Raw genomic sequence first — 24,806 nt, 5'->3', positions numbered from 1 at the left:
TGGGTCACAGATGCCACAATTCCTCTGGTCAAGGTGGCAATTTTCGTTGCCTATGCTTTGTCTCTTGGTCTCCATAACGGTCCAAGCGACAGAGTAAGGCCTATTGATGACCGCTCCTAAACCGACACCCATAGAATCTGATCTTGCCCTTCCCAAATCCGTCGATGTTGTGGTCATTGGCGGAGGCATCATCGGTGTTTCAATCGCGCTGGAACTGGCAGAGCGGGGCGCTTCGGTTCTTCTGTGTGAAAAGGGGCAGATCGCTGCTGAACAAAGCTCGCGCAATTGGGGGTGGGTGCGTCTGGGTATGCGCGACCCAAGGGAAATTCCCTTGATGCAAGAATCTTCCCGCATCTGGCAAACGCTTGACGACCGGCTGGAGCGCAAGACCGGTTATACCCGGTCCGGTATCCTTTTCGGCGCGTCAGGTAAGCGGGATGCGGGTAACATGGAGCGTTGGTTGCACCATGTGGAAGGTTTGCAAACCGGTGCGCGGATGGTTTCGGGGCGAGAATTGGCAGACCTATTGCCGGGGAACCAAACGGATTTTGAAACCGCGTTGTATATGCCGCAAGACGGACGTGCCGAACCGCAATGGGCCGCCCCAGCCATCGCCGAAGCTGCGCGAGGCCAGGGTGCCGTGATCATGACAAATTGCGCCGTGCGCAGTTTGGACGTTCAGGCTGGCTGTATTGCAGGTGTTTTCACGGAGCGCGGGAAAGTTGCCAGCGGGTGTGTCGTTCTGGCCGGGGGCGCGTGGTCGCGCCTGTTCGCGGGCAATGCGGGAATTGAACTGCCGCAGCTCAAAGTTCTGAATACGGTCCTTCGCACTTCTCCGGTCGCGGACGGGCCGGAGACATCGTTGTGGTCGGACGGCTTTGCGATCCGAAAACGGGCCGATGGCGGTTTTACAATTGCGTCCGGTCACGAGAATACAGTGGACATTGTGCCGGATAGTTTTCGATTGGCGATGCAGTTCATGCCAGCTTTTGCACAGGAATGGAAATCTCTGCGCTTTCGCCTGTCCAAACGCTGGACGATCGAAGCACAACAGGATCGGAGGTGGCTGCCAACCGATGTAACACCATTTGAACATTGCCGGATCTTGGATCCTGAACCGTCTCAAAAGGCGTTGCGACGGGCCTGGGCCAGCGCCCGCAAGGGATTTCCCGCTGTGCAAAAGGGCGAGATCGTTCAAAGTTGGGCGGGTATGATCGATGTGACCCCGGATGCCATTCCTGTCATCTCGGGCGTGGACGATTTGCCGGGAATGTACATTGCCACGGGATTTTCCGGCCACGGTTTTGGGATCGGACCCGGCGCAGGGCGATTGATGGCTGATCTGGTTTCCGAAACAACGCCTTGTGTGGACCCGGCTGCTTTTCGCCTGTCGCGGTTCAGCGACGGTTCAAAAGTGCGACCGGATCCGGGGTACTGACAATTTAACCCATCATCTGATAGCTGACCGGGACAAAGCGGAAGCCTTCTCCACGGGTCTCAACATAACCAGCGCCGGGGAACGGCATGTGATAGCCGACCATCGGTACCTTGTCGGCGGCCAACATGCCTAGAACATTGCGTCGCGCGGCTGTTGCTGCGGCCTTGTCCATATCGAATCGGACTTCCCATTCCGGATGAGCGAAAGACCAGACATAGTGGTTGGCCAGATCCGCTGTCAGCACCAGACGCTGTCCGTTGCTTTCCAGATGGTAAACAGTGTGACCCGGCGTGTGGCCGAATGCGGCAACTGCGGTGATGCCCGATGCGACCTCGCCCCCATCTTCGACAAAGGTCATTTTTTCGGCCAGCGGCGTGACTTTTTCAGCGACCAGATCACCGACACGATTGCCTGCGTCCTGAGCTGCCCAGAAATCATATTCCGGGGCGGCCGTCACATAGCGTGCATTGGTGAAAGTGGGCGCGCCATCGGTCGTCATGCCACCGATATGGTCGGGGTGCATATGTGTGATCACGACAACATCAACCTGATCCGGGGTCACACCCGCATCAGCCAGCGCGGTCTGAATGCCACCTTGCCCCAGGCCGGTGTCAAACAGAACCAGCTCCGAGCCCGTGTTGACCAGCGAGGGGGTAAAGAAAAATTGTGCGGCATCCGCCGAAATGAAGTTTTCCGCCGAAACCTTGGCGAATTCTTCGTCCGTCGCTCCGCCACCGAAAATCTCTTTGGCTCCGTCGCGGGGAAAGCTGCCATCCAGCAGGGTCGTGACTGTGAAGTCGCCAACCTGAAATGACCTGGCGATGGCCGAACTTGCTTTGGCTTCTGGGCTTGCGGCCAGAACCGGCGCGGCTGCAGTTGCAAACGGCAAGGCAGCGGCAGTTCCCAAGGCGGCGCGGCGTGTGAGTTTAATCGTCATCATTGTTCTCCCTGTCAGGACATCATTGGTTCAGTTAGGGCGTCGTGAGTCTCTTGCCAGCTTATACGCCATCCAGATGGGGTGCGTGGATGAACATTACGTGTTAATTTTTGTTCATGGCGCGATCAGAAAACAAGACTGTTCCAACGGATCAAAGCGTTGAGGAGTTCCTGTCGGAGGTCGAACCGGCGCGGCGGGCCGAAGATGCACATGTGTTGGACAATCTGTTTCGCGCGACTACCGGATATGAGCCGGTCATGTGGGGTCCATCGATCATCGGCTATGGCCGCTACCACTATCGCTACAAATCGGGTCGCGAGGGGGACTTCCTGGCAACCGGTTTTTCCCCGCGCAAGTCAGCGTTGGTGATCTACATCATGCCGGGCTACGCGGATTTCGGGAACATCCTGGCCAGATTGGGCAAGCACAAGCTGGGTAAATCCTGTCTTTACGTGAACAAGCTGGCGGATATCGAAACGAGTGTTTTGTCTGAGTTAATCCTCGCCGGGTTGGACGATTTGAACAGATTGTGGCCAGTGGAGCCTTCTTGAATAACCTGATGGACTAAGCGGCGACTGGACAAAAACGCCCCTATGTGACAAGAGCCGCGCCAACAGGAGACACCCATGACAACCACCCGTTTTGCCCCGTCGCCCACCGGTTACATCCATGTGGGCAACCTGCGTACCGCCCTGATGAACTATCTGATCGCCCGAAAAGCTGGCGGTACATTCATTCTACGCATCGATGATACCGACCCTGAGCGGTCTAAAGAAGAATACGTCGATGCCATCAAGCAGGATCTGGAGTGGCTGGGGCTGCATTGGGACAAGGTTGAGCGTCAGTCGGAGCGTTTGGATCGTTACGCCGAGGCAGCCGATAAGTTGCGCGAGATGGGCCGGTTCTATGAAGCGTTCGAAACGCCAACCGAACTGGATCTGAAACGCAAGAAACAGCTGAACATGGGCAAACCGCCGGTCTATGACCGCGCCGCGCTGAACCTGTCGGATGCCGAGAAAGAGGCGCTGCGTGCCGAGCGTGGCAATGGCGTCTGGCGTTTCAAACTGGACCACGAGCGTATCGAATGGAATGATGGTATTCTGGGCGACATCTCGATTGATGCAGCGTCGGTTTCTGACCCGGTTCTGATCCGTGGCGATGGTCAGGTCCTCTATACAATTGCGTCGGTTGTAGACGATACCGAGATGGGCGTGACCGATGTTGTGCGCGGCTCGGACCACGTGACCAATACGGCAACCCAGATTCAGATCATCGAAGCGCTGGGCGGTCAGTGCCCGCGTTTCGCGCACCATTCGCTGCTGACCGGTCCACAAGGCGAAGCTCTGTCTAAGCGTCTGGGCACGTTGGCCCTGCGCGATCTGCGTGAACAGGGCGTGCAACCAATGGCACTGCTGAGCCTGATGGCGCGTTTGGGGTCGTCTGATCCGGTCGAGTTGCGCTCGGACATGGCTGAGTTGATCGACGGGTTTGACGTGAACCGGTTTGGCGCGGCGCCGACCAAGTTCGACGTGCAGGACCTGTTCCCGCTGACCGCCAAGCATTTGCAATCCCTGCCGCTGGCCGATGTGGCCGATGCAGTCGCGGATGCTGGTGTTCCTGCCGAGCTGGCCGAGCCTTTCTGGGCTATGGCGCGCGAGAACATTACCACTTTGGCCGATCTCAAGGGCTGGTGGGAGCTGTGCCGCGACGGGGCCGAGCCTTTGATCGCCGATGAGGATCAGGAGTTCATCACTGAGGCTATGACTCTTCTGCCGGAAGGCCCGTTCGATGACGAGACGTGGGGAACCTGGACCAAAGCTGTGAAAGAGGCGACAGGCCGCAAAGGAAAAGGCCTGTTCATGCCGCTACGCAAGGCGCTGACCGGTATGGAGCGTGGGCCGGAAATGGCTGCTCTGCTGCCGCTGCTTCAGGTGATCCGCGCGCACGGCTAACATGGTTGAAAATTACAGATAGGGGCTGTGCCAAGTGCGCGGCCCCTTTTCGTTAAGCCGGTTGCTGGATCTGAACCGACAATCTGGTCAGGCGGTCGTCGACAAAATCACGCTCAGTAGGTTTCAACTGCTGGTGGCGCGGATAACGCGGTTCGGCGCGATCATTCAGGATCGGGGCGCCCCAGCCTGTGGTGGTGGCAAAGAAGCGATCCGCGCCGTCTTCGCCAAATGCCCTCAGGTAGCCCTGAACGACTACGTCGATGTAACTGAGGAGTAACGGGTGAAGATTGCTGGGCTCGTTATGCCGATCTTGTGGGACGGCGTAGACAGCGATTTCGACGTCGTGAGTCAGTGGGTGTGAAATCGAATGCGTCGCCGGAACCCGATCATACGCCCATTCCCTTTCATCCAGTGCAGCCCAGTCATTTTTTGGCACATGTGCAATCATGCCATCAATCTCTGACTCTGGGTCAGGCACGGCGGTTAGAAACGCCACAGGTCGCAGATCGGTGTGGCGCCAGGCCCGTCGCCAGCCCCTCAGTCGCGCAGGGCGGGGATCGGGAAAGTCATGCGTCGCGAGATTCACAAGGCTGCCATAGCCAAAGAAATAGGGGTCAGCCATGCGGGAGGCGTCCTTTTGATCGATTGATGTATGTCAAACCGCTTTTTTCCCGGACATGCAATAAGGTTGCATCTTGAATCCAGGGAGGCCCTTATGCGGATTACCAAACGGACGAATATCGCTGTGCGCCTGTTGATGTATTGCGCAGCTCACCCAGACAGGTTGGTCACGAAATCCGAAATCGCCGAGGTATGCAATATTTCGGAAAACCATCTGGCGCAGGTTATCAATCAGCTCAGCCAGCTGAACTACCTGAGCACGCAGCGCGGCCGAAACGGCGGTATGTCACTGGCGCGTCCGGCGGACCAGATACGTATAGGCGCGGTGTTTCGGCATGTTGAAGGCGCTTTGCCTATTGCCGAGTGCTTTGCCGACGCTGATAACACTTGCCCGCTGACGGATGCATGTCGGTTGCGGTTGGCGTTACAAGACGCGGCCGAGGTGTTCTATGCATCCCTTGACGACGTTTCTTTGGACGCGCTGGTGTGTGACAATGATCCGCTGATGAAGCTTTTGCAGCCCGTGGCTTGTGTACGTTGACATTAGTCGCTGGCTCGCAAAATGCGGGCCGGTCGAACGGAGAGTGGGCGCAGGGCGAATATCAGACCTGCACATAATGTGACGCCTATTCCGGCCAGCACGATGCTGAAGGCTGACGACCAGATGATCGAAAAATCTGTGTCGAAGATGTAGGTGGCAACAGCCCAGCCGCCCAATATGCCAACAAGCAGAGCGACGCAGCCCGCAGCGGCCCCAAGCAGGACAGACCGCAAGCCAAAACTCCGCAGGATGCGGCCACGATCTGCGCCTAATGTCTTGAGGATTGCTGCCTCGTACCTGCGGGCCGGTTCGCCCGCCGCCGCTGCGCCAATGAGAACCAGAAATCCGGTCAGCAGGGATACACCTGCGCCATAAGAAGTCGCTGCGGCGATGCCTGCGAGCAGACCCGAGACGCGGTCAATAGCATCGCGTACCCGAATGGCAGTGATGTTCGGGAACTGACCTGCAAGGTCTCGCAGGATTGCGGCCTCGGCCTGTTCTTCAGCGTAGACCGTCGCGATAAAGCTGTGCGGCGCACCGGTCAAGGCAGACGGGTTCATGGACATGATGAACCCCATGCCCGCCGTAGAAAAATCCACCTCGCGCAGCGAGGTCAGTTCTGCGGTGATGTCACGCCCGAGGATATTGACGGTCAGTTGGTCGCCCAGTTTCAAACCCATTTCTTCGGCTTCTTCTGCGGCAAAGCTGACCAGAGGCGCACCCGCGTAATCTTCGGGCCACCATTCACCTGCAGTGATGCGTGCATTCGAAGGAGGTTTAACCGAATAGGTCACGCCGCGATCCCCCTCCAGCACCCAATGATCTCCGGCCACATCCCGCGCGGGTTGGCCGTTGATCTGCGTGATGATCCCGCGCAACATCGGCGCGCTTTCAATGCGGCTGACAGCAGGGTCGGTTTGCAGGCGCTCGGTGAAGCCCGGCATTTGATCCTTCTGGATGTCGACGAAGAAATAGGAAGGCGCGACATCCGGAAGGTTGCCCGAGATCGCGTTGCGCAGAGTGCCGTCGATCTGCCCAACCGCTGCCAGCACAGACAAGCCCAGCCCGAGTGACAGAACCACAGACCCTGCGCCTTCGCGCGGGTCCGAGATGGCAGACAACGCCCAACGTAGCGTCGGGCGTCCGCGGGCCAGCGGAGCGCCTGCCCGCGCCAGTCTACGAATGGCATAAGCGGCGAGGGTCAACAGCGCCAGTGCGCCAACAAGCCCGCCAGTGGTCCAGAGGGTGAGCCGGGTAGAGCCGCTGAACCATGATGCAATGGCTATGAGCAACGCCAGCCCGATACCCGTCGCCACGACATAAAAAAGGCGCGGAAAGGGGCGGGCAGAACTTAGTGCGTCACGAAACAGAGTTGCGGCGCGCACGTCCTCGGTTCGGGCCAAAGGCCAAAGGGTGAACAGAAAAGCGGTGAGTGAGCCATAGAGTGCCGCCTCGATCAGCGGTTGCGGGTACAGTGAGAACACTGCCGGAACCGGCAATTGACTTTCTAACAGAGGAGCCAACAGAAGCGGCATCAACCCGCCCAGCGTCAGACCGATCACGATCCCTATGACGGACAGCACGCCAATCTGAATCATGTAGGTTTGAAAGATGGTAGCGCGATCCGCCCCCAATGTGCGCAGCGTTGCAACGGTTTCCGTTTTTTGAGTCAAATAAGCACGCACGGCGGCAGAAACACCGATGCCGCCGACGGCAAGACCGGACAGTCCGACAAGGACGAGAAAGGCGCTCAGTCGGCCGACAAACTCGGATATTCCGGGGGCACCATTGCGCGCATCGGTCCAGCGCATCCCGGTGCCTTCAAACGCGGCTTCAGCCTTTAAGGACACGCCCTGAAGGTCGGTGTTTTGGGGCAAGGTCAACCTGTACTTCGTTGAAAACAGAGTTCCGGGCTCCAGCAGGCCGGACGCCTGCAACGCCTCGGTTAGCACCAGAGTGCGTGGTCCAAGGCCAAAACCGTCCGCTGCGCTATCGGGTTCGTTCAGCAAGGCTGCCGTCAGGACGAATTCTTGCTTGCCAAGCGCAAAACGATCACCAACGGACAATCCAAGCCGGTCTATTAACACAGGCTCCATAATGGCCCCAGGCAAACCGGAACTGCCGTTCAGGGCGTCTTCCAGGGTGATGTCCGGTTCAAGCTGAACCGATCCAATAAGTGGGTAGGCAGTGTCGACCGACTTGACCTGCGTCAGAGCACGTTCTGGTCCGGCGGCACGCGGCACAACAGCCATTGAGCGGAAATCGACAACCTCGGAGACCTGTTCGGATGTCTGCTGCATCCAGGTGCGCTCGGCCTCATCGGCAAATCGATAGGTGAATTCCAGCTCGGCATCACCTCCCAGCAGCGAGGCCCCCTCTTGCGCCAGCCCGGTCTGGACGGCTTGACGCACGGAGCCAACGGCAGCAATGGCTGCAACCCCTAGCGCCAGACAGGCCAGAAAGATCCTGAAGGCCCGCAGGCCTCCGCGCAGCTCGCGACGGGCGAGCCGCCCGGCGAGCCGCAAGCTCATTCCGCGGCCTCCTGCCGGGTTTCTTCCGCGATCCTGCCATCACGCAAACGAACGACGCGATCACATCGTTCCGCCAAGGAATGGCTGTGTGTCACCAGAACGAGGGTCGCATTGTATTTCCGGCGAAGACCAAACAGCAGATCAACAATAGCGGCACCGTTTGTTTCATCCAGATTCCCTGTCGGTTCGTCCGCCAGCAGGATTTTGGGACGTGGTGCTGATGCCCGTGCCAAAGCAACACGTTGTTGTTCACCGCCCGACAGTTGCGCCGGATAATGATCGCGACGATGCGACAGGCCTACGGCTTCCAGCTCACGCGCGGCCCGATCGAACGCATCCCTGTGCCCGGCCAGCTCCAGGGGGGTCGCCACGTTTTCAAGCGCCGTCATGGTCGGGATCAGGTGGAAGTTCTGAAACACCACACCCATGCTATCGCGTCGAAACCGGGCCAGTGCGTCCTCATCCATGCCGGTCAGGTCCTGCCCCAAAGCGGCTACCTGGCCGCTCGTTGCCTGTTCCAGCCCGCCCATCAACATCAGCAATGAAGACTTGCCCGAGCCCGAAGGCCCGATAAGTCCCAGCGTTTCACCCTTGTTCACAGACAACGTAATGTCATGCAAAATATCGACCTGCCCGGCATTGCCATCCAGTGACAAAGCGGCATTTTGGAGGGCGAGAACTGCAGTCGTCATGGGTCTACCCGAAAAAGGAGCGGTCTTTTGGGATATGGAGTGATCACTACATTGCGCAAGGCTTTGATGACATGCCTTTTCGCATGGTGCGGTTTCCCGGTCACAGCTGAACAGGTGGCAATTGCCGCCCTGGGGGACTCGCTGACACAAGGCTACGGATTAATAGAGGAGAAAGGGTTTGTTTCGCAACTTGACCTTTGGCTCCAGACTCAGGGGGCAGATGTTCGGGTAATTAACGCTGGCGTTTCCGGAGATACTACGGCTGGCGGGGCCGCGCGGGTGGAATGGACCCTGACGCCGGATGTGGACGGGATGATCGTGGCCTTGGGTGGGAACGATCTGCTGCGCGGGATCGATCCTGCCGTCTCAAGAGCCAATCTGCGCAAGATACTTGAGGTTGCGCTTGACGCGGATGTCGCGGTTCTGTTGATCGGGGTGCAGGCACCGGGCAATTATGGAGCCGACTACAAGAAAGCTTTCGACGGAATGTATCCTGAATTGGCGAAGGAGTTCGAGGTTCTCTTTGTTGACAGTTTCTTTGAGGGACTTGCCGCAGAGGGTAACCCGGGAGCGGTGTCGCAGTTCATGCAACCTGACGGAATTCACCCGAACGCGGCTGGGGTGGCAAAGATCGTTGAATCTCTGGGCCCATCTGTACTGAAGCTAGTAGATCAGGCGGATGGAGAGAGATAGACACCCGTCCACACGTAATCAGACGACTGTAACAACGGTTCCGATCGGGACCCGGTTGTACAAATCAATCACATGTTCGTTCAGCATCCGAATGCACCCATTTGATACTGCTCGACCAATGGTTTGCGGCTGAGTTGTGCCATGAATGCGGAAATAAGTATCGACACCATTCTGGAACAGATACAGTGCCCGCGCGCCCAGGGGGTTATCTCCGCCACCGGGTTGGACATAGTCATTGTCTTTGAACTTTGCGTAAGCAACGGGATCACGCTCGATCATCTCATCGGTCGGGCGCCAGGTCGGCCATTCCTTTTTCACATCGATGGTGGCAGTGCCGGTAAATTCCAGCCCCGCCTTGCCGACGCCGCATCCATAGCGGATCGCTTTGCGAGGCTCGGTGACGTAATAGAGATAGAATGAGCGGGGGGCGACCAGCAGCTGTCCAGGCACAAACTGCTTTTTGATGCGCACGAATTGCGGTGTCGGATCGTACTCGACCGCTTTCTTGGCGCTGGCGAGACCCGGCAACAAACTGGCTGCAGTCCCGGCCAGAAAAACACGGCGTGTAAACATCGAAACCCTCATCGAATGACCCATGAAACCTGAAAACCAGTTTCATCATGATATGATACTTGGTCAATTCTGGGGCAGGCATCACGCGGTCGTGATGTGTCCCGCCTGCCACCAAAGGCCGTGGCGGGAGTTGGGCGAGGGGATTCCCCTCACCCGATCGCAAGCTTAGGCAAGCTGGATGTTGTCGGCGCTTTCGCGGCCGTCACGACCGGCGCGCAGCTCATACGTGACTTTCTGGTTGTCGGCCAGGCCGGTCAGGCCCGAACGTTCGACAGCCGAGATGTGGACGAAGACGTCTTTACCGCCCTCTTCCGGTGCGATGAAGCCGAAGCCTTTGGTGGTGTTGAACCATTTTACGGTGCCTGCGGGCATATCCGTATCTCCTGTTTTAGTGCTGCCCACGGAGTTGCGGCAGCCTGGCGTCGTCGGTCTGTATCGATAGACTGACTGCCGATGAAGGAGACAGTAGGTCGAATAGAAAAACGTAAGCTCTTTGCATATGGCATTGAGGCGGGATTGTGACAAGGGAGTTTGTTTGTTTTGTGCAAGGGTTTGAGGGTCAAATGTCCTGTTTGTACAAGATTTCGCCGACGGGTTCGCCCATCGTTTTGAGCGTATTCTATATGATGTGGTTAACGGGCCGGAATATACAAACGGAAATCAGAATCCGTTAGCCAGTCTTGTGATCAAGTCACGGTGTGAGCAAATACTGCGGCGCCTGCATTCCCGGCCTACGGGCCGACAAACGCGAAGCGCCTATTTGGCAGCGCCGGTTTTGGGAGCACACCATTCGGGACGAACGGGATTACCGCAATCACATGACGTATTGTTGGGGGTAAGCGCCGATCCACCGCAGGTGGCGAAACCTCCGGTGGACGTTTCGAAGTGCGAACTGGCGGAGCCCCGGGCAAACACGGGTTGGTAGAACGTCCGACCGATTGGCCGTATTCGTCAATTCATCGCGATGTTCGTGCGGGTCGGGTGGGTCCAGAATGGAGTGGTGGTGTCACCGTAGGGAAGGTCGGAGAGCTGTAGGGTGGGTGATTTCACCCATCATTTGATGTGGTTGGAATTTGGGGGATTGAGGAGTGATGGGTGCGAGCACCCATCCTACGCTTACTGGGTTCAAAACAGCTATTTACATATTTTTTAGATATTCCCCACAAGTGTCTCCGATTTTTCGATGGTTTGCATTTAGATTTCCTTGGCGATAAAAATCTTCGACCAAGCCGGCTGCGAAACATGAAATGAATATTCCGTTTTGAGCCTGCTCTTTCGAAAAGCCGTCCTCCGCCAACCTGCGTTGCAATCTTGAAACGGACACAATGTAAACGTCAGAATTTAATGTGCCGCCAAAGACACGACTTGGTATTTCGTAAAAATGTGTATCGAACATTGACAATACAGTTTGGAATGAAGTGTAGAGTTTTGCCGGGACAAAACCGATATCTTCTCTGTTGTCGATGAATGCAACAATCACATCTGACTTTTCTGGATCCACCCATCTATCGGTGGAATCGAATTTCTCCTGTTCTCCGTCGTGCTTATGCAAGAAATAAATGAAATCCACCGGAGCAGCAAAGGTGGCGACCTTCATTGGAGATTCCGCCAATGCACTAGCTGCACCGCAAAAGAGGAAAGCAGAAATCTGAACACAGAGCGTTGCTAACCTAGCCATCAAAATAACTTCTCCATTTCTGATTTATTAGGAACCATAGGATGGCGATTTCATCAATCAATTTACAGGGTGCAATTTAGACGCTCAGGAGTGATGGGTGCGAGCGCAACCCACTCGGAGATTCCTAAGTCTTTTCGCATAGCGTGCAATACATCTTGCACGGCGGCCGTGCGTTCAGGTGATCCAGGGTTTGTTTCAACTAGTGTGTTAACCGCTAGGCGTACCGAATGTGGAGCGACGAGTTCGCATCGAGCAACCCAATGGCCCACATGTAGAGCGGCTTCTTCGGTGCCCTCGATTTCTGAACGATGCATCGCTTGCCACAATCCCACATACGCATCCTTGCGTTCCTGAAATCTTAGCTTCCTACGACTATCGGTACGAGTGAGACCCCATTGAGTAATCACTGTTGCCAGTGATCCAAGGCCCAGAGCACCAATGATGGCAATCCAATCGTTCACCGCGCAAACTTCTTATGCTTCAACCGCTTGGGCTCCAGCGCGTCTGGGCCCAGACGGCGCTTTTTGTCCTCTTCGTAATCCTCAAAGTTGCCCTCGAACCACTCCACATGGGCGTCACCCTCAAACGCCAGAATATGCGTGCAAATCCGGTCGAGGAAGAAGCGGTCGTGCGAGATGACCACGGCGCAGCCGGCGAAATCGACCAACGCGTCTTCCAGCGCGCGCAGGGTTTCGACGTCCAGATCGTTGGTCGGTTCGTCCAGCAGCAGGACGTTGCCGCCCTCTTTCAGCAAGCGCGCCATGTGGACGCGATTGCGCTCACCCCCTGACAGCAGCGACACCTTCTTCTGCTGGTCACCGCCCTTGAAGTTGAAGGACGAGCAATAGGCGCGGGAATTGACCTGCGCGTCACCCAGTTGGATGATCTCGGCGCCGCCGGTGATCGCCTCCCACACGGTATCACCATCTTTCAGATCATCGCGGGACTGGTCGACATAAGACAGTTCGACGGTGTCGCCCAGCGTGATGGTACCGCTGTCGGGCTGTTCCTGACCGGTGAGCATCTTGAACAGAGTGGATTTACCGGCACCGTTGGGGCCGATGACGCCGACGATGCCGCCGGGGGGCAGGGCGAAATCCAGCCCTTCGATCAGTTGCTTGTCGCCCATGTGTTTCGACAGGCCTTCGACCTCGATCACCTTGCCGCCAAGGCGCTGGCCGTTGGGGATGACGATCTGGGCGCGGGTCAGCTTTTCGCGTTCGGACTGATCCGCCAGCTCGTTATAGGCGTTGATCCGGGCCTTGGATTTGGCCTGACGGGCCTTCTGGCCCTGACGCATCCATTCCAATTCGCGCTGCAGGGTCTTCTGCTTGGACTTGTCCTCGCGGGCTTCCTGCTCCAGCCGTTTGGCTTTTTGTTCCAACCACGCGGAATAGTTGCCCTCGTAAGGAATGCCGCGGCCACGGTCGAGTTCGAGGATCCAGCCGGTGATGTCATCCAGGAAATAGCGGTCGTGGGTGACGATCAGGATGGTGCCCTTGTAGTCGATCAGGTGCTGTTGCAGCCAGGCGATGGTTTCGGCGTCCAGGTGGTTGGTCGGTTCGTCAAGCAGAAGCATGTCAGGCGCTTCCAGCAGCAGCTTGCAGAGCGCCACACGGCGTTTCTCACCGCCCGAGAGGTTGGCGATGTTGGCATCGTCCGGCGGGCAGCGCAGCGCCTCCATGCTGACGTCGATCTGACTGTCGAGGTCCCACAGGTTTTCCGCGTCGATGGCGTCCTGCAGGGTGGTCATTTCCTCCATCAGCTCGTCCGAGTAATTCTCGGCGATCTCCATGGCGATTTCGTTGAACCGGTCGACCTTGGCCTTTTTCGCGGCCACGCCCAGCATGACGTTTTCACGGACCGACAGCGATTCATCCAGCTGCGGTTCCTGCGGCAGATAGCCGACCTTGGCACCCTCAGCCGCCCATGCCTCACCGGTGAAGTCGGTGTCGAGACCGGCCATGATCTTCATCAGCGTCGACTTACCTGCGCCGTTGACGCCGACGACACCGATTTTCACGCCGGGCAGAAAGCTCAGGTGGATGTTTTCAAAGCACTTCTTGCCACCGGGATAGGTCTTGGAGACACCCTGCATGTGGTAGACATATTGATAGGCGGCCATGTCGCGTCCTCTGGGTCGGGGAAATTGGGTTGGGCGGTGTGATAGCGGATGGTGGAACGCTTGGAAAGAGAGGTTGAAAGGACGTTTTGTGCTTGGATAAAGATAGGGCCGGTCCGTTTCCAGGTGGATCGTTGCCATTCCCTTAGATGAAAGGTTGAATTTAGTGGACTTTGAGCGTTTTATTCAACTCACCACCGGTCTGGTTGGGTTGGGATGGATGTTTTTTTTGATTTTCCGCCTGAAGAAGTTCCATTGGGATGCGTCTCGTGCACGTTCGAAAATATACCAAGAACCAATTCGGCCCATTGACAAAATGATGCCAGCGCCTCCAGCCCCGAAATCGCACAACAGCCTTGCAGATGTAGCTTACCGTAGGTTTTTTTGGCGATCAGCTAGGTCAGTGGCAATGGATGTTATTGTCGCGTTGATCATCATCCGTTTTTTACCTGATTTGGTGCTCTGAATGTCTTTGGGAGACCTCATAGCTAGTTGGGCTAAGCCGGGGCGCGTTGAGTGGATCGGTCAACGGCCCGAGCGGCGGGCTGGGATGGAGGTTGTGGATATGGCCACGATCTCGGCCAATGGTCTCGACGGCGACCGCAGCCGTGCAGGCAAGCGGGCGGTAACTCTGATCCAGCAGGAGCATCTGGTGGCGATTGGCTCTTATCTGGGGCAAAGGCCCGTGGCACCGGAAATCCTGCGGCGCAATCTGGTGGTTTCGGGGATCAACCTGGCGGCGCTCAAGGGGCGTGAGGTGCAGGTTGGCGAGGCGCTTTTGCGTTTTACCGTGATCTGCGCGCCCTGCAGCCGGATGGAGGAGGCGCTGGGCAGGGGTGGGTATTCTGCTGTGCGTGGGCATGGGGGGTGGTGTGCTGAAGTCGTTCAGCCGGGTCGGGTACGACTGGGCGATGTGGTGCAACCTGTTGATTGACAACACCCCTCAGTTCTGAACATCAGCAGGGTATGGAGCGGTACAGAATTCCATATGCGCGACCCGGGCAGGTAATCGGGCTGTTCGGTGGGTCTTTTGATCCGCCGCATCAGGGGCATGTGCATGCCTCGCTTGAAGCGATGAAAGCCTTTCGGCTGGATCGGGTCTGGTGGCTGGTGTCGCCGGGCAATCCGCTAAAAGAACGCGGACCCGCACCCATGAACAGGCGAATGGCAGCAGCACGCAATGTGATGCAGCACCCAAAGGTCAAGGTGACGGATATCGAGGCGCTTACTTGTACGCGGGCGACTGCGGATACTCTGGCAGCGTTGCAGCGATTGTATCCACAGGTCCGGTTTGTCTGGCTGATGGGCGCGGACAATCTGGCGCAGTTTCACCGCTGGAAAGCCTGGCGGCTGATCATGGATAGCGTGCCTGTCGGCGTGGTGGCGCGACCGGGGGACCGGATCTCCGCCCGGATGTCTCCGGCGGCGCGGGTCTATGCCAAATACCGGATTGACGGGCAGGCGCGGCATCTTTTGGGGCGGGCACAGGCCCCGGCCTGGTGTTTCGTAAACGTGCCGATGGTCGATGTCAGTTCAACGGAAATCCGGACGCGCGGCGACTGGAGCGCGGAAGTGTTGCCGGAATAGCCTCACTGGGCGCATAATCTCAGGTAACGGTTGCGCGCATTTGATCTGTGGGATTTTAATTCAGCTATGGCTGGTCGTTTTTCACGTCGCATGTTTCTGGGGGGATTGGGGGCGTCTCTGATCCCGGCAGCTGGTCTAGCGCAGGCGCCATTGGTTTCGCTCAGACCGCGCGCGCGTGGGGTGTTGTTGAGTGGCACCGAGCGTTTGGTCGCAGCCGCAGGGTTGAAAGGTGAGGTTGTATTCGCCGTAGCGGATGTGGCGACCGGAACTCCGCTGGAGGTTTTTGGCGAAGGTGCGGGTTTGCCCCCAGCCAGCGTTGGTAAGGCAATGACCGCACTTTACGCGTTGGACGTTTTGGGGCCTGACCATCGGTTTGAAACCCGTTTGATCGCGGACGGGCCGATTGAAAACGGAATTCTGCAAGGCGATCTGATTCTGGCAGGGGGTGGCGATCCGCTGCTGGATACGGATGCGCTGGCGACGATGGCGGCCAACCTGCGCGAGGTCGGAATTACCGAGGTTCGTGGAGCTTTCAAGGTTTATGACGGGGCACTGCCCTTCGTGTTCAGTATTGATCCCGGACAGCCGGATCATGTGGGATACAGCCCGGCGATCAGCGGTATATCGTTGAATTTCAATCGGGTTCACTTTGAGTGGAAGCGTGCCGGTAAAGGCTATGATGTGACCATGGACGCCCGCAGCGCGCGCTATGTGCCAGCAGTGGATGTGGCGGCTATGCAGGTCGAAAGCCGAAGTCTGCCGATCTATACCTATAAGCCAAGCGCGCGGCAGGATCGCTGGACCGTGGCCAAGGGCGCGTTGGGCAATGGCGGGGCGCGGTGGTTGCCCGTGCGCAAACCTGCATTGTACGCGGGTGATGTGTTTCGCACTTTGGCCCGGTCGAACGGGATCGTTTTGAAACACGTGCAGGTGACGCGAGAAATCCCAAAAGGTGTCGATCTTGTGGTTCATCGTAGCGATACACAGGACAGTATTCTGCGGGGGATGTTGAAATACTCGACCAACTTGACTGCCGAGATGGTCGGGCTGGCCGCAACCAAAGCGCGCGGCGTTGAGCCTCGGAACCTGGCGGAGTCGGCGGCCGAAATGAACCGTTGGGCCTCTCAGAGCTTTGGCGTGAACGGGATCGCGATGGTGGATCATTCTGGTCTGGGCGACGCCTCGCGCATGGTACCTGCGGATCTGGTCACTGCCCTTGTCGCGGCCCGGAAAATGGGGGCATTACGCCCTTTGATGAAGCCTTTTGCTCTGACAGATCGAAACGGGCGACCGGTCAAGAACCATCCTATCAAGGTCGATGCCAAAACAGGGACATTGAACTTTGTGTCCGGTCTGGGCGGTTTTCTTACGACAGCGGACGGGGTCGATCTGGCTTTTGCGATTTTTACGGCGGATGTGGCCCATCGCGCCAAGATTCCGCGCGCGCAGCGTGAGCGCCCCGAGGGCGCGCGCAGTTGGAACCGCAGGTCGCGGAAACTGCAGCGTGCCTTGCTGGAGCGTTGGGGATCAATTTACGGAAGCTGAAACCTGCAGATCATCTGTTTCTGAGGGTCAGACCGTATGGCGCGCCCGTGCCCCGCGTTCGATGGCTGCCGCGTGCAAGCGGTCGATATTCAGCTCGTACCGGATTTCTTCCAGCAGACGAAGCTCTGTTTCGGCCAACGAACCATCGGCGGCTGCAACATCGCAGGCCAGCGCATAGGCTGTTTCGTTCAGGCGTTCCGGCAGGTTTTCGCGGATCAGGCCAAACAGAGCATCCAGCCCGTCTTCCTGTTCGAACAGGTCAAATACGATCTGCGATACATGGCGGGTCCGATCAATATCGTATCCCGCAAAGACCGGCAGCATGTTCACTGCAACTTCGATCTTGACCAACTCAGCCGTCCGGATGTTTTCGTCAGAGGCCGAGACTGCAACCATGATCGCCACAAGGCAATCCTGCGGGGACATAGGGTGGGGCACTTGCTCGGTCATGGGATGGTCCTGATTGGGGTTGTTCGAAGACGCACGATATGAGCGCAGCGGGGCAGGTTCAACACCTTGTTTCATCCACAAAGCGTGATCAGGTGTTCATGACCATCATTCCAGAGGTCAGAAGTGCGGCCCCCAACCAGTAGCGCAGTCCAAGCGTTTCGCCGAAAAAGATATGCGAGGCCAACGGCACCAGAACAAAACTGAGGGCCATAAAAGGGTAGGCCTGCGACAGAGTCAGGTACCGCAGGACATACACCCACAACACCGTCGCCGAACCATAGATGGCAAAGGCGGTCAGAAGGAAAGGGTCGAACAAAGTTTGGATGAGCCCCGCCAACCCGGTGGCGCTGCGCCCGTCGATCCGATTTCCAGCCAGTTTGAACAGAATTTGCCCGGCTGAGATCATGACTGGCGTGCACAGCAAACCAGCCCAGACTAGTGCCGTAGGGGCGGATGGAGTCATCCTTGTTGCTCCGGTTCTGGTTTTTCCTCAGGGCGGTCTTCGCGGTAATAAATATCACGCTCCAAATCTTCGCAGACATGGATTTCGGGGCTGGGGTGTACGGCGCGCAGAAAGCTGTGAGTGTAGGGGAAAAAGTTGAAATGCGGATTGAAGGTGAACCTGCTTTCGCGTTCGCGCGGAACGACAATGATGACGCGTTTGCGTGCGACCCGGCGCAGTTCAGCGATGGCGCGGCGGTAATCCAGAAGATGTTCGATCACATGAGTGCAGATGACGGTGTCAAAGCTGTTGTCTTCAAAGGGCAGCTCTTCGATCCGTGCGGCAACATAGTCGATATTGTCGATGGCGTCCGCATCATCGACCACGAAATCCACCCCCGTCAACTGCGTGATGTCCGGACGGGCGGCCTTGATGCGTTGCAACAGAACTCCGGTGCCGCAGCCAACATCGCAGAGGCTCTGGCCAACGATATCCTCGGCTATCCGCTTGATGCAGGCCTCAGAGTTGTCGGTGCCCTGATGCACGCGCGGATGATCACGATAGAGTTTTTCGTACTCGTCATCCGTAAGGTATGTTGCGCGCTCGCGGAATTCTGCAAGGCGCGTGATGTGTTCTCCCCACACTCTGCATGCAAGCCAATGAAATGCTGCACTATCACGCAAGATCGGCGGAAGGATATCTTCGAGCACAAAGCGTATACGGTTGGTGGTTTCGCGGCGCATCTCGTTTCCTTTGGTCCGGGGAAGCCCCAGTGTCGCTTTTTACTAGCATTGCCCGGTAGGTGGGCGAAATACGCTGGCCAATCCAGCACGTGCCGCCCGTGACTTTTTTGCTTCGCGGGCACAATCGCCCCACCATTGTGGCTTCAGTAAGGCTGGTCGGTGAATTAAGCAGTGTAGATTTGACTTACAGAGGGTTTTTAGACCCAAAAACAGAGCTCCCTTCAGTTTTTTGGAGACATTATTTTTCCGATGGGTGTGGTGCGAATTGCTTCACTGCTTTATTGACTCAGGCTGCACTGGCGCAATAGGAGGGGCCGGTCCGGTTGCATGGGGTGACCGAGACACCTTCCCCGATGGAGCATGTTGAAATGTCTGAACTGCGCGAAACCGCGATGTCGTCCAAGGCCTGGCCTTTTGAAGAGGCGCGCCGGTTGCTCAAACGCTATCAGAAAGCTGCTCCGGAGAAGGGTTATGTTCTTTTTGAAACCGGCTATGGCCCCTCGGGCTTGCCGCATATCGGGACGTTTGGCGAGGTGGCGCGGACCACGATGGTCAAGCGCGCGTTCGAAGCGCTGTCCGACATTCCTACCAAGCTTATCTGCTTCTCGGACGATCTGGACGGTTTGCGCAAAGTGCCAACAAACGTGCCGAATCCCGAGGTTTTGGAACAGCATCTGCAGCGCCCGCTGACTTCGGTACCCGATCCATTTGGCACGCATGACAGCTTTGGCGAACACAATAACGCGATGCTGCGGCGTTTTCTGGACACGTTTGGTTTCGAGTACGAGTTCTACTCGGCCAAGCAGTTCTACGAGTCCGGCCAGTTTGACGAGGTCCTGAAGCGCGCGGTTGAGCGTTATGATGAGATCATGGCGATCATGCTAAAAAGCCTGCGTGAGGAACGCCAGCAGACTTATTCGATCTTCCTGCCGTTACACCCCGAAAGCGGACGGGTGATGTATGTACCGATGAAAAAGGTTTGCGCCGAGACATACACCGTGACCTTTGACGATGAGACGGGAAAAGAATGGACCGTTCCTGTCACCGGTGGCCACGTCAAACTGCAGTGGAAGCCGGACTTTGGTGCGCGCTGGGCAGCGCTGGGCGTCGATTTCGAGATGTATGGTAAAGAACACGCCACCAACGAAAAGATCTATGACGCGATCTGCCGCGCGCTGGGTGGCCGTGCGCCAGAGCATTTCTCGTACGAGCTGTTTCTGGACGAGAACGGTCAGAAGATTTCAAAGTCGTCAGGTAATGGTGTTTCCATTGACGAATGGCTGACCTATGCGCCGACCGAGTCGCTGGCCTATTTCATGTATCAGAAGCCGAAGACGGCCAAGCGGATGCATTTCGATGTGATCCCGAAAGCTTATGACGAGTATCACCAGCAATTGCGTGCCTATCCCGGTCAGGATCTGAAGGCGCAGTTGAACAACCCGGTGTGGCATATCCACGGTGGGGACGTTCCTGAATCGACGCTGATTGTGCCGTTTGCGATGTTGCTGAATCTGGCGTCGGTCTCTGGGGCGGAAGACAAAGAGGCACTGTGGGGCTTTATTCGTCGCTATGCGCCGGAGGCGACTGCTGGGAGCCATCCCGATCTGGATCAGGCCGCAGGCTTTGCCGTGCGCTACTTCAACGATTTCGTCAAACCGACGCGCAAACATCGCGCACCGACGGATCAGGAGCGTGAGGCGCTGGAAGCACTGAAAGCCGCGCTCGAGGCTTATGACGGTCCGACCGAGGACGAGGCGCTGCAATCTGTGGTCTATTCCATCGGGCGCGAGCGGTTCGATCCTATGCGAGGCTGGTTCACAGCCTTGTACGAAGTGCTGCTTGGTGCATCGCAAGGTCCGCGCTTTGGTGGTTTCATCGCCCTATATGGCGTGCCTGAGACAGTTGCGCTGATCGATAAGGCGTTAGCCGGAGAGCTGGCCTGATTTGACCTGAACAGGCGTGGGGCTACTCTTTTCGCAGGAGGTGGCCTCATGCGTCGATTATTGCTTGCTTTATCCCTGAGTGCTGGACTGGCATCAGGCACGCTCGCGCAAAATGCAGAGATCGAGGCAAATATCGCGGCGCAGATACAAGCCTTCAAAGCGGATGATTTTGCCACGGCTTTTACCTTTGCTAGCCCCAACATCCAGCGTCTGTTTCAAAACCCCGACAATTTTGGAGCGATGGTACGCAACGGATATCCTATGGTCTGGCGCCCTTCTGACGTACGCTTTTTGGAGCTGCGCAAAATAGCAGGAGCTTTGTGGCAGAAGGTGATGATCACGGACGGCAATGGGCGTGTGCACATATTGGACTATCAGATGATCCCTTTGGAGGGTGGGTGGAAAATCAACGGTGTCCAACTGCTGGGCAACGCTGCCCCCGCGGCCTGAGGCAACACCACCGTCACGGTGAGATGAGCCGTGGTTAATTCCTTTTCGGTATCCAGACTGTCGCGTTCGGGGCGGACCTGAACACGGGGTTTGGACGCGTCGTCAGATTTGCGCGGCGGGATTTAGAAAGGGTTTTCAATGAACAAGGCAATCACCGACGGCATCGTGTTCATGCCGCCTCAATTCGCGAATGGCCTGACCGTTTGGTCTGCGGGGGACGGAACGCCCGGCTCGCCCACATATGGTGGATCCGGCACGGGGGTATACGTGCCAGCGGATGCCGATTTTGGCGGCTGTCTGGAAATTCTGAAAGTCCAAACCACCCAGCAGCTGCGATATATGGGTCAGACACCGATTATGCCCGGTTGCTATTTGCAGATCAAAGCCCGGGTCAAAGCGATCAGCGGCCCGTTGCCGTCGGTGCGCATTGCAGCTTGGGCCGGAGGTGCGGGCGATGCACATGTGGCGGGCGTCGTGGAGCAGGGGCCTGCAACACAGCTGTCGGGTTATGGTGCGGTGCATGAGGTTACGGCGATTGTCGGAACCGGCCGGCGATCCGGTGTGGACATGCCTTGGGGGCTTGCCGCCCTGTACGGTCATTTTGGTCTGGATATTGAGGGTTCAAATGGGGCGCTGGTGCGCGTTGACGACCTGGAGATTACTGATGTCACCGGTGTCTTCCTGCGCGAGATGATCAGTGTTGTGGATGTACGGGACTATGGTGCCATCGGCGACGGTGTATCGGATGACTCGGCTGCGTTTGAAGCGGCGGATCAAGCGGCGGGTGGTCGCCGGGTTTACGTTCCGCAAGGGATTTATCATCTGGCTGAAAACACCAGCATGGCGTCCGAGATGGACTTTGAAGGCACCGTCTCCATGCCGGATGACAAGATGCTGTTGCTGACAAAGGATTTCCATCTGCCTGCTTATATTTCGGCTTTCGGAGACGAAGAGCTGGCGTTCAAAAAAGCGTTTCAGGCTCTGCTGAACAATTCGGACCACGACTCACTGGATTTAGGCGGCCGCAAGATTTCGGTAACCGCTCCGATCGATATGGCCGCTGCAGTTCCAAACAAGCAGGGCGGTTTCTCGACTCGTCGCGTGATCCGAAATGGCCAGTTCGATGTCAAAAGCAGTTCGGCTTGGGATACCGAGTTGTTTACGTCAACGGCGACATATGATCCGTCAGACAAGACACGGCTGACAAATGTAGAAAACGTCGCCAATATTCCTGTCGGATCCTATATGACCGGCAGTGGTGTAGGGCGTGAAATATATGTACGGTCGAAGAACGTTGGTGCAGGTGAAATTACTTTGAGCGCTCCGCTTTTCGGTGCGGCAGGCACTCAGTCCTTCACCTTTCGGTCGTTTAAGTACCTGCTTGATTTCAGCGGTTTTGGAACTCTGCGAAAATTTGGAATGGAGCAGATCGAGTTCCAGTGCAACAGCCGATGCAGTGGTATCCGTCTGGCGGCTTCGGGCAGTACGTTTTCGTTGAAAGACTGTTTTGTGAGCAGGCCAAAAAACCGGGGAATTACGTCGACCGGAACAGGATGCAAAGGCATGCTGATCGACAATTGTCAGTTTCTGTCATCAGAAGAGTCTTTCGCTGTGACGGACCGATATTCCATCGCCGTAAACACAAATTCAAACGACGTTAAGTTGCGCCATAACCATGCAGTGCGTTTCAGGCACTTCGCGGTTCTGGGCGGTGATAACAACATGGTTCTGGGCAATCACTTCTTCCAAGGCGATGGTATCCCGCAGGGTGTGCGTACTGCCGGGCTGATCCTGATTGGCACCTATAACAGTTCCACCATTGCCGAGAATTACGTGGACAACTGTTTTGTCGAGTGGACGAACGAACGCGATTCAGCACCGGCCTACACCAGTGGCTTTTCCTTCAGCGCATTGAGCATAACGGATAACATTTTCTATTCCAGCCAAGCGCCGTCCTGGTTCAGCTACATCGTAATCCGCCCATACGGGGCAGGGCACTTCCTGAACGGTTTGGCTGTGACAGGTAACAAGTTCCGAGCAACAAGCGGCTGGATTGAGAGAGCGGAAAGGGTGGACACGTCTTTTGCTGATCTGAACAAAGATAGACACACGAACGTAACTTTCCAAAACAATACATATCACGGGATAACCCGAAAATCCGCGCATCCTTTAAGGATTCTATACAAGCAGAACTCGGCATCCAATTACTGGAATATCTGGTCGTACGCTGAGCTTCCATTTGATGGAAAAGCCCGCAGTTGCGACGGTGTTACAGTCAACGGCCCTCTTTGGAACGTTTTTAACGCACACACTTTTGCCACTCCTCACGTCGAGCCCGAGCTGGGTAGCAAGAGCGATGGTCTGTTACTACGGTGGCCCGAGCATGTGAGGGGTGAAGTGTCAGTTCTGATGCGGATGGATCGTTAAAGTGGTGGTAGACCATCCCAGTTGGGGTGGTCTACGCACGCCGTATTTTTGCGCGTACGAATGCTCGGATCCTTACTTAGAAACGAAATTGGCGACGTTTTCTTTTGATGTGTTAGGCTTGAGGAAGGAAATGGAGAATCTCAATGCCAGAAATAGCCAAAAACGCTAGTGTTCAAACAGTTATCACGACATTTGAAATGACCCCCGGCACTTGCCAGGATCTTTTGGAAGCCCTGACGGACGCCTATGCCGAGTTCATTTCAAAGCAGCCAGGTTTTGTTTCCGCCGGGCTGCACGTCAATGATGCGCAGACCCGGATCGCGAACTATTCGCAATGGCAACGCCGCGAGGATTTCCTTGCCATGCTGCGTACGCCTGAAATGCGTGATCGCAACCGCAAGATCAACGAACTCTGCAAGAGCTTTGAGCCGGTCATGTACGACGTCGCTGAGACATTTGGCGGTTCCTGACCTGAATCAAAGCCTGTATTGTTTATCTGTTTAAAAGTGAGCCTGCAAAATGGAGGCTCACACTATGTATCACAACATTCTGGTCCCCATCTCTTTCGACGCTGAAAGAGACACATCCGGGTCTTTGAAACTGGCCCAGGTTCTGGCTACGCCAGACGCACAGGTGACATTGTTACATGTGGTTGAGCATATTCCGAACTATGCGATCTCGTACATGCCGTCCGAATACCTGACAGAGGCGCGAAAGGCCATCCAGACAGAGCTGGATGAGTTGGCATCGCAACTGCCGAATGCCAAAGGTTTGGTGATTGAAGGGCATTCCGGCCGAACCATTCTCGACTGGGCGGAGGCAAACCACCCGGACCTGATCATCATGGCGTCGCACCGTCCGGGGATGCAGGACCTGCTGTTGGGATCCACCGCATCTCATGTTGTGCGTCACGCGGGATGCGCCGTGCATGTGGTCCGCTGATGGCTAGAAATCCTGAGCGGTAAAGCGATAGGCCTTGCCAAATCCGCCGTTCAAAAGACCATCCTGAATGGCAAACCTAACGAAACCGAAATCAGCGAAGTCGATGTAGAGTTTCGATTTGGGTCGTAAGGCCAGATATCGGTCGCGCAGATCACTATAGCCTGCCGTGTCCCGGTGAACTGGTTGAGCGATCACGTGCAGTGTCAGGCGCGGGTGGGTCAGCGGGTCGCCCTTGTCCGCTGGCTCTCCGACCAGAAGGGCACAATTGGGATTGGCGCTCAAAGCCCGTGTATGCTCTGCAAGGGTGGAAGTCAGCGTGACGGGGCAGCCTGTTTCATCCGTGGCCAATGCGATTCGGGAGAGTGATGGCAGACCTGTGTCAGGACGCAGAACGGCCAGCGCGGCAAAACGAGCTTGTGTGAGAAGGCCGCGCGCCTGCGAGCGCGCCATTTCGTCCGGCGTCTGATAAGGATTGGGTTCAGTCACAATGTTGATCCGG

General features: G+C 56.7%; 26 protein-coding genes. 14 read left to right on the top strand and 12 right to left on the bottom strand.

Features of this window, described 5'->3' with window-relative positions:
• The first annotated feature begins 106 nt into the window (after positions 1-106).
• The gene (locus tag ACR0K5_RS11880; protein ID WP_480629863.1) at positions 107-1,438 is read left to right on the top strand and encodes an NAD(P)/FAD-dependent oxidoreductase; all 1,332 of its coding nucleotides are present in this window, start codon (positions 107-109) and stop codon (positions 1,436-1,438) included.
• 4 nt (positions 1,439-1,442) lie between these two features.
• Here ACR0K5_RS11880 and ACR0K5_RS11875 read toward each other — a convergent pair whose 3' ends face one another.
• Positions 1,443-2,375 (bottom strand): MBL fold metallo-hydrolase, encoded by a 933-nt coding sequence (locus ACR0K5_RS11875; RefSeq protein WP_480629862.1) that lies wholly within the window; start codon positions 2,373-2,375, stop codon positions 1,443-1,445.
• Between the two features lie 116 nt (positions 2,376-2,491).
• Between ACR0K5_RS11875 and ACR0K5_RS11870 the strand changes: the two genes are divergently transcribed.
• Positions 2,492-2,926, top strand: coding sequence for a DUF1801 domain-containing protein (locus ACR0K5_RS11870; protein ID WP_480629861.1), 435 nt, complete (start codon positions 2,492-2,494; stop codon positions 2,924-2,926).
• Positions 2,927-3,001: 75 nt separating this feature from the next.
• On the top strand, positions 3,002-4,327 hold the full coding sequence (gltX, locus tag ACR0K5_RS11865; RefSeq protein WP_480629860.1) for a glutamate--tRNA ligase: 1,326 nt from the start codon (positions 3,002-3,004) through the stop codon (positions 4,325-4,327).
• A 52-nt stretch (positions 4,328-4,379) separates the two neighbouring features.
• Here the strand turns inward: gltX and ACR0K5_RS11860 are convergent, their stop codons facing one another.
• Entirely contained in the window at positions 4,380-4,949 is a 570-nt protein-coding gene (locus ACR0K5_RS11860; RefSeq protein WP_480629859.1) for a gamma-glutamylcyclotransferase family protein, read from the bottom strand.
• 93 nt (positions 4,950-5,042) lie between these two features.
• Between ACR0K5_RS11860 and ACR0K5_RS11855 the strand changes: the two genes are divergently transcribed.
• The gene (locus tag ACR0K5_RS11855; protein ID WP_480629858.1) at positions 5,043-5,489 is read left to right on the top strand and encodes an RrF2 family transcriptional regulator; all 447 of its coding nucleotides are present in this window, start codon (positions 5,043-5,045) and stop codon (positions 5,487-5,489) included.
• A gap of 2 nt (positions 5,490-5,491) precedes the next feature.
• Here the strand turns inward: ACR0K5_RS11855 and ACR0K5_RS11850 are convergent, their stop codons facing one another.
• Positions 5,492-8,020, bottom strand: a complete 2,529-nt coding sequence (locus ACR0K5_RS11850; RefSeq protein ID WP_480629857.1) for an ABC transporter permease — start codon at positions 8,018-8,020, stop codon at positions 5,492-5,494.
• Positions 8,017-8,712: an ABC transporter ATP-binding protein gene (locus ACR0K5_RS11845; protein WP_480629856.1), complete on the bottom strand. Its 696-nt coding sequence runs from the start codon at positions 8,710-8,712 to the stop codon at positions 8,017-8,019. Before ACR0K5_RS11845 ends, ACR0K5_RS11850 begins: the two co-directional genes overlap by 4 nt.
• Positions 8,713-8,778: 66 nt before the next feature.
• Here ACR0K5_RS11845 and ACR0K5_RS11840 point away from each other — a divergent pair, with 66 nt between their 5' ends.
• Positions 8,779-9,405, top strand: a complete 627-nt coding sequence (locus ACR0K5_RS11840) for an arylesterase (protein ID WP_480630055.1) — start codon at positions 8,779-8,781, stop codon at positions 9,403-9,405.
• Positions 9,406-9,423: 18 nt separating this feature from the next.
• Here the strand turns inward: ACR0K5_RS11840 and ACR0K5_RS11835 are convergent, their stop codons facing one another.
• From ACR0K5_RS11835 to ettA, 4 genes are all read right to left on the bottom strand, one after another.
• A complete protein-coding gene (locus tag ACR0K5_RS11835) occupies positions 9,424-9,978 on the bottom strand; it encodes a L,D-transpeptidase (protein WP_480629855.1) in 555 nt (184 codons plus the stop codon).
• 165 nt (positions 9,979-10,143) lie between these two features.
• The gene (locus ACR0K5_RS11830; protein ID WP_298850459.1) at positions 10,144-10,350 is read right to left on the bottom strand and encodes a cold-shock protein; all 207 of its coding nucleotides are present in this window, start codon (positions 10,348-10,350) and stop codon (positions 10,144-10,146) included.
• A 766-nt stretch (positions 10,351-11,116) separates the two neighbouring features.
• A complete protein-coding gene (locus ACR0K5_RS11825) occupies positions 11,117-11,656 on the bottom strand; it encodes a hypothetical protein (RefSeq protein WP_480629854.1) in 540 nt (179 codons plus the stop codon).
• 457 nt (positions 11,657-12,113) lie between these two features.
• Entirely contained in the window at positions 12,114-13,781 is a 1,668-nt protein-coding gene (gene ettA / locus ACR0K5_RS11820; RefSeq protein ID WP_480629853.1) for an energy-dependent translational throttle protein EttA, read from the bottom strand.
• Positions 13,782-13,944: 163 nt separating this feature from the next.
• Between ettA and ACR0K5_RS11815 the strand changes: the two genes are divergently transcribed.
• From ACR0K5_RS11815 to dacB, 4 genes are all read left to right on the top strand, one after another.
• Positions 13,945-14,244 carry a hypothetical protein gene (locus ACR0K5_RS11815; RefSeq protein ID WP_480629852.1) on the top strand — a complete coding sequence of 100 codons (300 nt, stop codon included), beginning with the start codon at positions 13,945-13,947 and terminating at the stop codon, positions 14,242-14,244.
• Positions 14,245-14,712, top strand: a complete 468-nt coding sequence (locus ACR0K5_RS11810; protein WP_480629851.1) for an MOSC domain-containing protein — start codon at positions 14,245-14,247, stop codon at positions 14,710-14,712.
• 32 nt (positions 14,713-14,744) lie between these two features.
• Positions 14,745-15,365, top strand: a complete 621-nt coding sequence (locus tag ACR0K5_RS11805; RefSeq protein ID WP_480629850.1) for a nicotinate-nucleotide adenylyltransferase — start codon at positions 14,745-14,747, stop codon at positions 15,363-15,365.
• A gap of 66 nt (positions 15,366-15,431) precedes the next feature.
• Entirely contained in the window at positions 15,432-16,910 is a 1,479-nt protein-coding gene (gene dacB / locus ACR0K5_RS11800; protein ID WP_480629849.1) for a D-alanyl-D-alanine carboxypeptidase/D-alanyl-D-alanine endopeptidase, read from the top strand.
• 27 nt (positions 16,911-16,937) lie between these two features.
• On the opposite strand, the gene ACR0K5_RS11795 is transcribed toward dacB, so the two are convergent.
• The 3 genes from ACR0K5_RS11795 to ACR0K5_RS11785 all read right to left on the bottom strand — a co-directional run bounded on the left by ACR0K5_RS11795 (position 16,938) and on the right by ACR0K5_RS11785 (position 18,545).
• Complete coding sequence (locus ACR0K5_RS11795; RefSeq protein WP_171169321.1) at positions 16,938-17,360, bottom strand: tellurite resistance TerB family protein; 423 nt, start codon at positions 17,358-17,360, stop codon at positions 16,938-16,940.
• An 88-nt stretch (positions 17,361-17,448) separates the two neighbouring features.
• The gene (locus tag ACR0K5_RS11790) at positions 17,449-17,823 is read right to left on the bottom strand and encodes an EamA family transporter (RefSeq protein ID WP_480629848.1); all 375 of its coding nucleotides are present in this window, start codon (positions 17,821-17,823) and stop codon (positions 17,449-17,451) included.
• Complete coding sequence (locus ACR0K5_RS11785) at positions 17,820-18,545, bottom strand: class I SAM-dependent methyltransferase (protein ID WP_480629847.1); 726 nt, start codon at positions 18,543-18,545, stop codon at positions 17,820-17,822. Before ACR0K5_RS11785 ends, ACR0K5_RS11790 begins: the two co-directional genes overlap by 4 nt.
• A 368-nt stretch (positions 18,546-18,913) precedes the next feature.
• Here ACR0K5_RS11785 and ACR0K5_RS11780 point away from each other — a divergent pair, with 368 nt between their 5' ends.
• The 5 genes from ACR0K5_RS11780 to ACR0K5_RS11760 all read left to right on the top strand — a co-directional run bounded on the left by ACR0K5_RS11780 (position 18,914) and on the right by ACR0K5_RS11760 (position 24,307).
• Positions 18,914-20,488, top strand: a complete 1,575-nt coding sequence (locus tag ACR0K5_RS11780) for a lysine--tRNA ligase (protein WP_480630054.1) — start codon at positions 18,914-18,916, stop codon at positions 20,486-20,488.
• Positions 20,489-20,536: 48 nt separating this feature from the next.
• Positions 20,537-20,938, top strand: a complete 402-nt coding sequence (locus ACR0K5_RS11775) for a DUF4864 domain-containing protein (RefSeq protein WP_480629846.1) — start codon at positions 20,537-20,539, stop codon at positions 20,936-20,938.
• Between the two features lie 138 nt (positions 20,939-21,076).
• A complete protein-coding gene (locus ACR0K5_RS11770; RefSeq protein WP_480629845.1) occupies positions 21,077-23,365 on the top strand; it encodes a glycosyl hydrolase family 28-related protein in 2,289 nt (762 codons plus the stop codon).
• Positions 23,366-23,508: 143 nt separating this feature from the next.
• Complete coding sequence (locus ACR0K5_RS11765) at positions 23,509-23,835, top strand: antibiotic biosynthesis monooxygenase family protein (RefSeq protein WP_480629844.1); 327 nt, start codon at positions 23,509-23,511, stop codon at positions 23,833-23,835.
• 64 nt (positions 23,836-23,899) lie between these two features.
• Entirely contained in the window at positions 23,900-24,307 is a 408-nt protein-coding gene (locus tag ACR0K5_RS11760; RefSeq protein WP_480629843.1) for a universal stress protein, read from the top strand.
• Positions 24,308-24,310: 3 nt separating this feature from the next.
• On the opposite strand, the gene ACR0K5_RS11755 is transcribed toward ACR0K5_RS11760, so the two are convergent.
• The gene (locus ACR0K5_RS11755; protein ID WP_480629842.1) at positions 24,311-24,793 is read right to left on the bottom strand and encodes a HugZ family pyridoxamine 5'-phosphate oxidase; all 483 of its coding nucleotides are present in this window, start codon (positions 24,791-24,793) and stop codon (positions 24,311-24,313) included.
• Positions 24,794-24,806: the final 13 nt, after the last annotated feature.

The organism is Ruegeria sp. AB9 (assembly GCF_056542585.1).
The sequence above is the reverse complement of the archived record's forward strand: the minus strand, read 5'-3'. Positions and strand labels throughout refer to the sequence as shown.

Bases quoted from the DNA above. Each gene is read 5' to 3' on its own strand.
- ACR0K5_RS11880 (WP_480629863.1), top strand. From the start codon at position 107: ATGACCGCTCCTAAACCGACACCCATAGAATCTGATCTTGCCCTTCCC.
- ACR0K5_RS11875 (WP_480629862.1), bottom strand. From the start codon at position 2,375: ATGACGATTAAACTCACACGCCGCGCCGCCTTGGGAACTGCCGCTGCC.
- ACR0K5_RS11870 (WP_480629861.1), top strand. From the start codon at position 2,492: ATGGCGCGATCAGAAAACAAGACTGTTCCAACGGATCAAAGCGTTGAG.
- gltX (WP_480629860.1), top strand. From the start codon at position 3,002: ATGACAACCACCCGTTTTGCCCCGTCGCCCACCGGTTACATCCATGTG.
- ACR0K5_RS11860 (WP_480629859.1), bottom strand. From the start codon at position 4,949: ATGGCTGACCCCTATTTCTTTGGCTATGGCAGCCTTGTGAATCTCGCG.
- ACR0K5_RS11855 (WP_480629858.1), top strand. From the start codon at position 5,043: ATGCGGATTACCAAACGGACGAATATCGCTGTGCGCCTGTTGATGTAT.
- ACR0K5_RS11850 (WP_480629857.1), bottom strand. From the start codon at position 8,020: ATGAGCTTGCGGCTCGCCGGGCGGCTCGCCCGTCGCGAGCTGCGCGGA.
- ACR0K5_RS11845 (WP_480629856.1), bottom strand. From the start codon at position 8,712: ATGACGACTGCAGTTCTCGCCCTCCAAAATGCCGCTTTGTCACTGGAT.
- ACR0K5_RS11840 (WP_480630055.1), top strand. From the start codon at position 8,779: ATGACATGCCTTTTCGCATGGTGCGGTTTCCCGGTCACAGCTGAACAG.
- ACR0K5_RS11835 (WP_480629855.1), bottom strand. From the start codon at position 9,978: ATGTTTACACGCCGTGTTTTTCTGGCCGGGACTGCAGCCAGTTTGTTG.
- ACR0K5_RS11830 (WP_298850459.1), bottom strand. From the start codon at position 10,350: ATGCCCGCAGGCACCGTAAAATGGTTCAACACCACCAAAGGCTTCGGC.
- ACR0K5_RS11825 (WP_480629854.1), bottom strand. From the start codon at position 11,656: ATGGCTAGGTTAGCAACGCTCTGTGTTCAGATTTCTGCTTTCCTCTTT.
- ettA (WP_480629853.1), bottom strand. From the start codon at position 13,781: ATGGCCGCCTATCAATATGTCTACCACATGCAGGGTGTCTCCAAGACC.
- ACR0K5_RS11810 (WP_480629851.1), top strand. From the start codon at position 14,245: ATGTCTTTGGGAGACCTCATAGCTAGTTGGGCTAAGCCGGGGCGCGTT.
- ACR0K5_RS11805 (WP_480629850.1), top strand. From the start codon at position 14,745: ATGGAGCGGTACAGAATTCCATATGCGCGACCCGGGCAGGTAATCGGG.
- dacB (WP_480629849.1), top strand. From the start codon at position 15,432: ATGGCTGGTCGTTTTTCACGTCGCATGTTTCTGGGGGGATTGGGGGCG.
- ACR0K5_RS11795 (WP_171169321.1), bottom strand. From the start codon at position 17,360: ATGACCGAGCAAGTGCCCCACCCTATGTCCCCGCAGGATTGCCTTGTG.
- ACR0K5_RS11790 (WP_480629848.1), bottom strand. From the start codon at position 17,823: ATGACTCCATCCGCCCCTACGGCACTAGTCTGGGCTGGTTTGCTGTGC.
- ACR0K5_RS11785 (WP_480629847.1), bottom strand. From the start codon at position 18,545: ATGCGCCGCGAAACCACCAACCGTATACGCTTTGTGCTCGAAGATATC.
- ACR0K5_RS11780 (WP_480630054.1), top strand. From the start codon at position 18,914: ATGTCTGAACTGCGCGAAACCGCGATGTCGTCCAAGGCCTGGCCTTTT.
- ACR0K5_RS11775 (WP_480629846.1), top strand. From the start codon at position 20,537: ATGCGTCGATTATTGCTTGCTTTATCCCTGAGTGCTGGACTGGCATCA.
- ACR0K5_RS11770 (WP_480629845.1), top strand. From the start codon at position 21,077: ATGAACAAGGCAATCACCGACGGCATCGTGTTCATGCCGCCTCAATTC.
- ACR0K5_RS11765 (WP_480629844.1), top strand. From the start codon at position 23,509: ATGCCAGAAATAGCCAAAAACGCTAGTGTTCAAACAGTTATCACGACA.
- ACR0K5_RS11760 (WP_480629843.1), top strand. From the start codon at position 23,900: ATGTATCACAACATTCTGGTCCCCATCTCTTTCGACGCTGAAAGAGAC.